A 1,638-nucleotide genomic window follows, 5' to 3' on the forward strand; every position below is an offset into this window, starting at 1 on the left:
ATTTGAGCTTTTTCTAACTGAATATTTTGAGCATTTAGATCAATGGAACCACCACTATTAAGTCCATCATTTTGAACACTCAAGAAACCTTGGTCGGTCATACTAAAATTATTCGTATTAATCGTTATATTTCCAGATTGACCTGTAGCTTTTAAGTCAAGTCCCAATAAATTTATGCTTATGGGATCTAGTTGCTCAACTGAAGAGCCAATACCACTATTTCTTATCCCAGTAAAACCACTAATTTCTACTGAATTCAAAGCATTTATGTCTATAGTTCCTGCACTTCCACTATCAAAAGCAGAAGAGATTATATTTCCTCCATCTAAAAGTTTTAAATGATTACTATTTAAAATAATTTGTCCTGCCTGCCCATCACCGTAAGCTGCTGAATTAATAATACTAGGAAAAAAAAGTGGAGTGACTCCATTGACTTCAATTGAATCTTGAACATCGATAAACACCTGACCTCCATTACCTTGTTCAAAAGTAGCGGTTCCGACATTCCCTCCGTCAATAATTTTTAAATTGTTACTAATAATAAAAAGATTTCCAGCATCTCCTGTACTACCTGTAAAGCTGCCTAACGAACTTGGGAAATTAGAAAAACCAGGAAGAAAAGTAGAAATAATTACTCCAGGAGCCGAACCTGATACATTAACTTCTTGAGTAGCAAATATGTTAACATTACCTCCATCACCTGTGCTAAGAACAGCCGAAGTAATTCCTCCTCCTCCTTCTACAAATAACTTTTGAGTCTCTATATTGATATCATCTCCTTGTCCTTCTGAAAGGGTTACTGAACTTATTATTCCTTCACTGTCAACAAATAATCGTGGGGTATTGATATTAATCTTCCCACTACTACCTGTCCCAATTGTTTGAGTAGTAATAAAACTAGATTGATTGAGTTCCTCACTTTTACCACTAACCGTTAAGGAATCAGTCGTTTCAACAGTGAGCGAGTGACCAAAATTAGAGCCTACATTAAAAATCATTGCAATTGAGCCATCAGTAATAGTTAAATTTTTAGCATTAAAATTTAGAGAACCCGGTGATAAACCAATCGTATTTATGAATGAGCGATTTTTAAGATAAATGTTGTTAAAATGCGAAACTTTGTCATAGTTTAAAGCTAACTGGTTATCTATAAAACTGAAAGACACAAAACCAGATTGGACAGCACCTACATTAATATTTCCATTGATAGCTGATAAAATTCCGCCATCAAAAATGACATCACCTCCTAAAATTGATAAATTTTTATTGAAAACTTGTAATCCAGATATAGGAAAATTAAAAGCGGGAAAGGCGTTAAAATTTACATTATGACCTTGATTCTTAATTTGAATTGGCTGAGGATTATCAAAAGTTAGTCCGATTGGCTGGTTAACTGTCAAAACAACCGAATTTGAGTTATTTTTTGCTCCGAATACAGTGCCATCAGAAAAAACGACCTCATTAGCAGTAGTAGCTAAAAAAGAACCTCCCATGTTTAAAGCCGCATTGGGTCCAAAAATAATACCATTAGGATTTATTAAAAACAGATTGGCGAATCCATTAACTTGAATCAAGCCATCGATATTTGATGGAGAACTACCTGTCACACGGGAAAAAATATTTTCTATAGCTAAAGAA

1 protein-coding gene is annotated in these 1,638 nt (G+C 34.1%); it reads right to left on the reverse strand.

The annotated features are described in order from the left end of the window. On the reverse strand, positions 1 to 1,638 hold a 1,638-nt coding region (locus CY0110_RS27680; protein ID WP_008278990.1), incomplete at both ends, for a two-partner secretion domain-containing protein.

The sequence above is a fragment of the Crocosphaera chwakensis CCY0110 genome, assembly GCF_000169335.1.
GTDB lineage: Bacteria > Cyanobacteriota > Cyanobacteriia > Cyanobacteriales > Microcystaceae > Crocosphaera > Crocosphaera chwakensis.